At 46.5% G+C, this 8,564-nt stretch carries 13 protein-coding genes; 3 read left to right on the top strand and 10 right to left on the bottom strand.

Features of this window, described 5'->3' with window-relative positions; genetic code table 11:
• From RAC86_RS31435 to spoIIR, 7 genes are all read right to left on the bottom strand, one after another.
• A partial coding sequence (locus RAC86_RS31435; RefSeq protein ID WP_377886411.1) for a TIGR01440 family protein occupies window positions 1-532 on the bottom strand: 532 nt, incomplete at its 3' end.
• Window positions 533-544: 12 nt separating this feature from the next.
• Window positions 545-994: a ribose 5-phosphate isomerase B gene (rpiB, locus tag RAC86_RS31430; RefSeq protein WP_003221910.1), complete on the bottom strand. Its 450-nt coding sequence runs from the start codon at window positions 992-994 to the stop codon at window positions 545-547.
• A gap of 156 nt (window positions 995-1,150) precedes the next feature.
• Complete coding sequence (prpB, locus tag RAC86_RS31425; RefSeq protein WP_088327165.1) at window positions 1,151-1,603, bottom strand: protein arginine phosphatase PrpB; 453 nt, start codon at window positions 1,601-1,603, stop codon at window positions 1,151-1,153.
• 75 nt (window positions 1,604-1,678) lie between these two features.
• A complete protein-coding gene (locus tag RAC86_RS31420; protein WP_042975495.1) occupies window positions 1,679-2,236 on the bottom strand; it encodes a manganese efflux pump MntP in 558 nt (185 codons plus the stop codon).
• Between the two features lie 79 nt (window positions 2,237-2,315).
• Window positions 2,316-3,356, bottom strand: a complete 1,041-nt coding sequence (locus RAC86_RS31415) for an L-threonylcarbamoyladenylate synthase (RefSeq protein WP_213419920.1) — start codon at window positions 3,354-3,356, stop codon at window positions 2,316-2,318.
• Window positions 3,357-3,512: 156 nt separating this feature from the next.
• Window positions 3,513-3,956, bottom strand: coding sequence for a GNAT family N-acetyltransferase (locus tag RAC86_RS31410; RefSeq protein WP_003244265.1), 444 nt, complete (start codon window positions 3,954-3,956; stop codon window positions 3,513-3,515).
• Window positions 3,957-4,022: 66 nt separating this feature from the next.
• A complete protein-coding gene (gene spoIIR / locus RAC86_RS31405) occupies window positions 4,023-4,697 on the bottom strand; it encodes a stage II sporulation protein R (RefSeq protein ID WP_003227654.1) in 675 nt (224 codons plus the stop codon).
• A 140-nt stretch (window positions 4,698-4,837) separates the two neighbouring features.
• Between spoIIR and RAC86_RS31400 the strand changes: the two genes are divergently transcribed.
• Window positions 4,838-5,200 (top strand): UPF0715 family protein, encoded by a 363-nt coding sequence (locus tag RAC86_RS31400; RefSeq protein WP_014478265.1) that lies wholly within the window; start codon window positions 4,838-4,840, stop codon window positions 5,198-5,200.
• A 16-nt stretch (window positions 5,201-5,216) separates the two neighbouring features.
• Here the strand turns inward: RAC86_RS31400 and RAC86_RS31395 are convergent, their stop codons facing one another.
• The 3 genes from RAC86_RS31395 to prfA are packed head-to-tail and all read right to left on the bottom strand — an operon-like array spanning window position 5,217 to window position 7,502.
• Window positions 5,217-5,504 carry a DUF5316 family protein gene (locus tag RAC86_RS31395; RefSeq protein WP_038429779.1) on the bottom strand — a complete coding sequence of 96 codons (288 nt, stop codon included), beginning with the start codon at window positions 5,502-5,504 and terminating at the stop codon, window positions 5,217-5,219.
• A 59-nt stretch (window positions 5,505-5,563) separates the two neighbouring features.
• A complete protein-coding gene (gene prmC, locus RAC86_RS31390) occupies window positions 5,564-6,430 on the bottom strand; it encodes a peptide chain release factor N(5)-glutamine methyltransferase (RefSeq protein ID WP_377886410.1) in 867 nt (288 codons plus the stop codon).
• A gap of 1 nt (window position 6,431) precedes the next feature.
• A complete protein-coding gene (gene prfA, locus RAC86_RS31385) occupies window positions 6,432-7,502 on the bottom strand; it encodes a peptide chain release factor 1 (RefSeq protein WP_003227645.1) in 1,071 nt (356 codons plus the stop codon).
• Between the two features lie 125 nt (window positions 7,503-7,627).
• Here prfA and gloA2 point away from each other — a divergent pair, with 125 nt between their 5' ends.
• Both gloA2 and racA read left to right on the top strand, forming a co-directional pair.
• Window positions 7,628-8,014, top strand: coding sequence for an SMU1112c/YaeR family gloxylase I-like metalloprotein (gene gloA2 / locus RAC86_RS31380; RefSeq protein ID WP_003227644.1), 387 nt, complete (start codon window positions 7,628-7,630; stop codon window positions 8,012-8,014).
• 121 nt (window positions 8,015-8,135) lie between these two features.
• A partial coding sequence (gene racA, locus RAC86_RS31375; protein WP_377886409.1) for a chromosome-anchoring protein RacA occupies window positions 8,136-8,564 on the top strand: 429 nt, incomplete at its 3' end.

Below are 8,564 nucleotides of genomic sequence, written 5' to 3'. Positions count from 1 at the left end.
CATAAACCGCCCGCACTCCACCGATTAGTTTCGGCCGTGTACGCGCCAATGTCACATGAGCTGAACCGAGGCTGTTTTGAGAGACACGCACAGGGACAGCCACCGGCTTCAGATGCATGCCGATAAACGTATCGCCTATATCAATTCCGGCGTCAGCCTGAATGGTTTCAACAAGAACAGGAGACTTCATCTGCTTAAACGCATAAGACGCCATCGCTCCGCCCGCTTTTGGAACGGGCACGGCAGAAACGGTTGGAAGCCTGAACAGCTTGGCTGTTTCTGCTTCGACGACAAGCGCTCTGTTTAAATGCTCGCAGCATTGAAACGCCAGATGGATTCCCGTTTTTTCCCGGAGCTCAGCAAGTCCGCTGTAGATGCTTTCAGCGATATCTACACTGCCCGATGTGCCGATCCGGCTGCCGGCCACTTCGCTCGTGCTGCATCCAAGGACGAAGAGCTGATCTTGTTTCAATTCCGCTTGGTCCTGAAACTCAGACAGCATCGTCTTCCACGTTTGTTTCAACTCATTCATTAAACAGCACCCCTACAGGTTTTTCTCTTCATAATCTGAGATTTTTCCAATACGCGTTTGGTGTCTTCCCCCGGTAAACTCAGTAGTCAGCCAGATTTTTGCGATTTCCCGAGCCAAACCAGGTCCGATCACCCGTTCACCCATCGCAAGGATGTTTGTGTCATTATGCTCCCTCGTCGCCTTCGCGCTGAAGGTATCGTGCGCCAGCGCGCAGCGAATCCCTTTTACTTTATTAGCGGAAATGCTCATGCCGATGCCTGTCCCGCAAATTAAAATGCCTCTGTCAACTTCGCCGCTAACCACTTTTTCGGCCACCGGAAAAGCATAATCCGGATAATCGACAGAGCCGCTGCCGCAGTCACAGCCCATATCAATATATTCAATTTGCAATTCGTCCATTAACTCTTTGATTTCATTTCGAATGTGAACGCCGCCATGATCCGATGCAATGGCTACTTTCATCTGCTTTTCCTCCCAGCGTGTGTGATGCGGCCCGCCCGCTTTATTGACCGCGCAGCCTGTCCGCTCTTTGATTCACACCATATGATGTGCTTTTCACTATATTCTACTCCTTCACGCAGGATTTGCAAATGACCTGTTTGCAGATTTTCTGACAACTTATCTACGGTCTTTTTTCAGCTGTTTTGCCAGCTGCCGAAGAAGCTCTTCAAGCTCATCTCGCGTTTGTTTATAGATGTCAATTGAGCCGCCGAACGGATCGAGGACATCACCATGGCTGCCTGTGACATATTCTTTTAACGTAAACACTTTATCACGATAACGTCCAAATTGGCTGGCAATGATCTGTTTGTGCTGATGGGTCATAGCCAGAACCAAATCAGCCGATTCCATAAGTTCTTCAGTTAATGGAGAAGACACATGATTAAGGGCAATGTGTTTTTCAAACAGCGCTTCGACTGCATGAGGCGTCGCTTTCCCATTAGGTGAAGCAAACACGCCTGCCGAGCGGACATTGACATTCAGCCCTTCCATTTCTGCAATTGATTTAAAAAGCGCCTCAGCCATTGGGCTGCGGCACGTATTTCCAGTACAGACAAAAATAATATCCATGTCAGTCACCCCTTATTTTTCTCTATTATATATGAAGAAAAAAGAAACGGCGACTTCGTTTCTTTTATTGGTATATTAAATTGGCAAAAGCAGCTTTAATCCAAACGCGATTAATATGATGCCCCCGAGCGCTTCGCTGTATGTGCCAAGCCATGACTGCACTTGTTTTCCGACCAGCAGGCCCAGCCATGTCAACATCATGCTAAACAGCCCGAACAGGGTAATTGTGAGGAGCGGATGCGAGCCGTATATCCCCAAGCTCAAGCCGACGGAAAAGCTGTCAAGGCTGACGCCGATGGCAAACAGCAATAAGCCCGGCCCTGCCGGTGACATGAATCGTTCTTCTGACTGTTTAAAAGAGGCCATAAGCATTTGAACCCCAAGAACAAAAAGCAGCGCCCCACCGATATAAACCGCTAACACGCCGAGGAGCCCTGACAGCATGTTACCGGCCGCCATCCCTGCGAGAGGCATGATGACGTGAAAGAGGCCGATGATGAAACCAATATAGAATATCTGCTTCTTTCTAAGTTTGACCATGCCCATTCCAAGGCCGACAGAAAAAGCATCCATCCCTAAAGCAAACGCCATGATGCTTAATGTAATCAGTTCGCCTATAAACAAATCCGACATACATAAATAACCCCCTTGGACACGCCCCGCTTTTTTTAGCCTATGCGTGTCCAAAAAGGGTTAGAACATCTGACTGCTTTCAGCGAATCACTCTTCCTCCGGCGGCTTTCATCAGCCTGTTCATAATAGCAAGACCGACACCTGTATCCGGAAAGGATTCCGCAATAATGAAATCTACCTTATTCTCATCAAAGCTGCGCAAAGCATCATACAGCCCTGCCGCAACAGTCTCAAGCTGAGCCCGTCTTCCGCAGCTCTTCACATAATCAGCGGAATAAACGCCCGCTTTTTCTTCTGTCGTCAGGACACCGACCCGTCTTCCGCCCTGTTGATATTCTTGAATGAGGTGCTGAATGCGCTCTGGGCTGCCTTCGCAAATGGCAAGAGGCGCTGTCGGCGCATAATGTGTATATTTCATCCCTGGAGAAATCGGCTTCTCGTTTTGATCGCTGAGCCCTTTATCCACATGGATCGGCCCGATCACCGCTTCAATTTGTTCCTTCGTAATGCCGCCAGGACGCAGGAGAACAGGGATGTCGTCCGCACATGAAAGCACGGTTGATTCGACCCCGATTCCGGTAGGGCCTCCATCCATAATACCGGCTATGCGTCCATCCAAGTCGTGAGCCACATGCTCTGCTTTTGTGGGACTTGGCTTGCCTGATAGATTGGCGCTCGGTGCTGCAATCGGCAGTCCCGATTCGCGAATCAATGCAAGGGCAAGCGGATGATCCGGCATTCTAATGGCAACCGTTTCAAGACCTGCCGTTACACGAGGTGAAAGCGCATCAGGTTTGCAAGGCAGAATGAGCGTAAGTGCTCCCGGCCAAAACCGTTTCATCAATGTTTTCGCCTTTTCCGGCGCCGGGCCCGTTAAATCCTCAAGCTGGCTGATATCCGCAATGTGGACAATCAGGGGATTATCGCTCGGCCGCCCTTTCGCCTCATATATTTTTTTGACGGCATCCGTATTTTTTGCGTTTGCGCCTAGGCCATATACTGTTTCTGTCGGAAAGGCAACGACCTCATTTTCTCGGAGCAAAGCGGCTGCTTGTGCAATTTGTGGATCATTTGTGGATAACTCGTCAGTTACATCCACAAACCATCTTTTCGTTTTCATTTCTGACCAAACTCCTTATTCACAACAATAAAACGATTGTTTTACGCGTGTAATCCTTTTGAAAGTATAAAAGATGTCCTGTAATAAAACAAGCGTTATCCACAAATTGTGGACAACGCTAATAAAGAAGTGGATAAGCATGTGTATAAACTGCACTTATCCAGACGCTTTTTTCATCAAAACGGCTCCTTCTGTTTGCCGCGATTCACAGAAGTGATCAGAAGAAAACAGCTCCTCCGGTACACTCTCAGCTCTTTCAAAACCCATGGCCGTCAGAAAGTCCGCAGAGGAATGCTGATTTGCTACTAGGTACACGGTTTTGATCTGATGCTTTTCGCACAGCACCTCCATGCTTTGAAAAAGCGTGACGATGTGGCCTTGGTGAAGCTTGTCCGATATGACAAGTGATCGCAGCAGCCCCTGGTCACAGCTTATTTTTTCAATACCGAGGCATCCGGCAATGTTTTTCTCACTGTCCTCCAGCATAAGAAATTGAGTGAAGCCTTCTTTCACGCCTTCATAGCTGGTTTTTGCCTGTTTTAAAAATGCCTCGAGCACATCTCCGTCTTTTTCCCTTGCCACCCGCAGTTGATAAAACATCCGTTCACCCCGTTTTTGCGTTCTTTCTTCCAATCTATGAGGCAAATCTATTTTTAGACCAGATGATTAGGAAAAAAGGTCGGAAATCCATTCGACTAAAAAGAATTTCACTTCTGTGCCGTCTTCTTTTTCTTCGTTCTCTTCTTTTTTGGCTTTTTCCGCTTTAGCGGTTACGTCCTCAAGCACTTTTTCAGTCTGCTTTTTTGAGGCTTCTTTATCTTCTTGTTCTTTGACGGCTTCCCCGTTAGAAAAATCAAGAAAGCAGAGGGGCGGGAACAGCACACACCACCAGTTGGCGCCGTCTCCGTTTCCAAGCGTAATCAAAATCGCTTCATACTCACCGGCAGGATATACCATGTTGCCGTAAAGCTTTGTCGGAAACGAGATTTTGTCAAAATCAACGGATATCGACTGATTCGCTCCTTCTTTCTCCATTGTTTCCTTTGCAATTGCTTTGATTTCAGGCAGCTTTGAACGAATCACGCGACGCGCTTCTTCAATAGAAGTAATATCCTTTACCCAAGTTGTGATTTCTTTATTCACCGCGTCTCTTATATGACGTTTTAATTGCTGGTCTTGATCACTATCGCTGTTTGCCAATATTCTCAAACGAATCGCCTGATCCGGTATGACCACCGGCTGATTTTCCGATTTCTGTGCCGTCTCTTCTTTTGCCAGCCCTACGAGCGCTCCAGATAATAAAAGAAAGATATATATACAAATGATTACTGTTTTTTTCATCGGTCCCCACCGTTCCTCTCCGTGCTTTGTTTCTAGCCCTATTATGGACAAGGAGAGCCGGGGGTAAACGTGCAGGGTGAAAAAAATCTAGCAAGCTGTTAATCTTATTTATGGTACGATAGTGTTTTAGGAGGTTTAAGATGAAATACAATTATACAGTGCTGTTATCAGCATTCACGATGTCCGTTCTTTATTCAGTAATTTATATTCATTCATTTATCATTGCCGCTCTCATCACAATGGCATTTTATTTTCTGTTTCCTTATTTGATCTTCGCACTGCCGCTTCAAATCATGATGAATAAAAAGCCGAAACGGTTCAGCCCTTTGTATCTGCTGTATTACCTTGCCGCTGCTTTTATTGCCAACGCGATCATTTTCGGCGTGCTTCAGCCTTCGGGACAATCTTTGTTTCAAAATACAGCCTTCTATCTTTTCGCTGTATTAACAGCTCTTATCTATTGGATATGGGATTCTGTTTTACTGCAAAAAAAGGAAGCCTAAGAGGCTTCCTTTTTTATTAAAACAAAATCGTCAGCAAATAACATAGAATGGAAGGTATCGCCGCAACAAAGAAAGCGGCCGCCATTTTCATGCGAGATGTACGGCCTTCTTTGGTTTCTGAATGGTAGTTTGCCCGCTGATCGCTTCCGCTTACAGCCAAACCCGATGTAATGATCGCGAGCCCCACTAAAGCGAGAGACGCAACGCCAAAAATCGCTTCATATGAAAGAGCCTGCGGAAAAATGGTGCCAATCATGCTCTCAATCGCAATGAGCAGGATTCCTGCTGTCAGGGCCTTTTTCATGTTTACATCCCCTTTGCTGGTGTTAAACAGCTTGATCCATTCACTCGCCAGCAAGCTGCTTATTTATTTTTATGAATCAGAGCGCATATGGTTCTGTCTTTTCCATTAATATCTTTCAGCACTTCCACTTCCGCTCCCTTAAACGCCTTGAGGATCAGGTCTTTGACCGCCGCTCCCTGGTTCCATCCGATTTCAAAAACGACAAATACTTTATCCTTCATGACAAGCGGAATGTCTTCCATAAACCGCTTATAAAATTTCAGCCCGTCTCCGCCATCGGTGAGAGCGTGCAGCGGCTCATGAAAACGGACAATTTCCGATAGATCAGCCATTTCTTCCTCTGAAATATATGGCGGGTTTGAGACAATGATATCCGCTTTTTTTCCCGCCTTAATAAAAGGCTCAAGCAGATCGCCCTGATAAAAGCGCACATTCGCTCCAAGTTTTTCTGCATTGGCAGAGGCGACTTGCAGCGCCTCTTTCGAAATATCGACCGCCGACACAGAAAAGCTTTGGTTTTCAAGCGCAAGCGTGACGGCTATTGCGCCGCTCCCTGTACCAACGTCAACAACTTCGAGCTTGCCGTCTTCAGAAAAGACACTCCGATATTTTTCAAGCAAATGAAAGACAACTTCTTCAGTTTCCGGCCGCGGGATCAGCACATCATCATTCACCATAAAATCCCGTCCATAAAAAAACTCTTTTCCTATAATGTATTGAACCGGCACGCCCTCTTTATGCATCTCAACGTGACGCTTAAAGCGATACAGTTCGTCTTCACCAATCGGTTCCTGTAAGCTTGCGAGCAGTTTGCTTCTCTCCATTCCGGTATCATAAAGCAATAGGAGCTCGGCAGCATTTTCTTCTCTTCCCGCTTCGGTTAAATAAGAAGAAGCCCATTTCAGGGCTTCGAATATCGTCTTCATCTTAACCTTCCGACTGCTGAAGCTTGCTTGCCTGATCTTCAACAATCAGCGCTTCAACCACTTCGTCAAGTTTTCCTTCAAGAATCTGATCAAGCTTTTGAATCGTCAAACCGATTCTGTGATCCGTCACACGGTTTTGCGGGAAGTTGTATGTGCGGATACGTTCAGAGCGGTCACCAGATCCGACTGCTGATTTCCGTGTTTGATCATATTCAGCCTGGGCTTCCTGCTGAAATTTATCATAGATTCTGGCACGGAGAACCTTCATTGCTTTTTCTTTGTTCTTAATTTGAGATTTTTCATCCTGGCATGATACAACAACACCTGTCGGCAAGTGAGTCAGACGAACCGCAGACATTGTTGTATTAACGCTTTGTCCGCCCGGTCCGCTTGAAGCAAACGTATCAACACGGATATCCTTCTCATGGATGTCAACCTCTACCTCTTCTGCCTCAGGAAGACATGCCACTGTTGCAGTGGATGTATGGATGCGTCCGCCTGATTCTGTTTCCGGAACACGCTGTACGCGGTGGGCGCCGTTTTCATATTTGAGTTTAGAATACGCGCCGCTTCCCGTAATCATAAAGATGATCTCTTTGTAGCCGCCTGTTCCGGTTACATTCGCTTCCATGACCTCTGTCTTCCAGCCCTGAAGCTCGGCATAACGGGAATACATTCTGTACAGGTTGCCCGCGAATAAAGCAGCTTCCTCGCCTCCCGCGGCCCCGCGGATCTCCATGATAACGTTTTTGTCATCATTAGGATCTTTCGGGATCAGGAGCACTTTCAGCCGTTCTGACAGTGTTTCCGTTTCCTTCTGAAGTTCAGAAATCTCTTCCTTCACCATGTCGCGCATCTCAGCGTCCAGCTTCTCTTCAAGCATCGCTTTTGCATCAGCCAGCTGTTCTGACGCATCTCTGTATTGTCTATATACGTCAACTGTTTCTTGTATATCAGATTGCTCTTTTGAATATTCTCTTAGCTTTTTCGGATCGTTGACTACTTCTGGATCGCTCAAAAGCTCATTTAATTTCTCGTATCGTTCTTCAATTGATTTTAAACGGTCTAACACGGTCTTCACCTCTGTTTTCCTGTGCGTAACATTCTCATTATAGTATAGTGATTAACCCCAGTCAAAAGCATTTCAATCCCAGCTGGAAAAGCTCCCTCTGCTATACTGGAATTCGAGGAGGGATGATGTTGCTGAAATCCATACATCATATTGCAATCATATGTTCAGATTACGAAAAGTCGAAAGCTTTCTACGTACATAAGCTTGGTTTTCAGGTGATTCAAGAAACGTACCGCGAAGAGCGCGGCTCCTATAAGCTTGATTTGTCGCTTAACGGCTCGTATGTCATTGAGCTGTTCTCGTTTCCCGATCCGCCCGAACGACAAACCCGGCCTGAAGCCGCAGGCCTGCGCCACCTCGCCTTTACAGTCGGCAGCTTGGATAAAGCGGTTCAAGAGCTTCATGAAAAAGGAATCGAAACAGAGCCAATCAGAACAGATCCGCTGACCGGCAAGCGTTTCACCTTCTTTTTTGATCCTGACCAGCTTCCATTAGAACTGTATGAACAATAACAGTTTTTGAAGAAAAAAAGGAGATACCCACTTTCTTTGCCGAATCTTTTCTTGTTTTGTCTAACGGGAAGGGAACCGCATTCTATGGTCGAATACCTAGCTTAAAAGGAGGTATGGGATCATGAATACAAATATGGTAGCAAGTGAACTCGGCGTCTCCGCAAAAACGGTGCAGCGGTGGGTGAAGCAGCTGAATCTTCCGGCCGAACGCAATGAGCTCGGACACTATTCGTTCACGGCAGAAGACGTGAAGGTTCTAAAATCCGTTCAAAAACAAATCTCTGAAGGCACGGCGATTCAGGATATTCATCTGCCGAAAAGCGCTAAAAAGCGCACAGGCTTCCTTGTCCAAAAAACAAGTAGCGACACAGAACGAAGAATCGAGCAGCTTGAACAAAAGCTGGACACCCTTTTACAGCAAAGGCAGGACGAAAGCGAATTGATGGCAAGGATGTCGGAACTGGAACGCCAGCTGAAACAAAAAGCCGATGAAGGTGTATCTTACCAGCTGCTTCAGCACCGTAGAGAAATCGATGATATTCTTGCAGAT

The sequence above is a fragment of the Bacillus sp. LR_5 genome (assembly GCF_042709275.1).
This window is presented reverse-complemented; position numbering and strand designations above follow the sequence as displayed.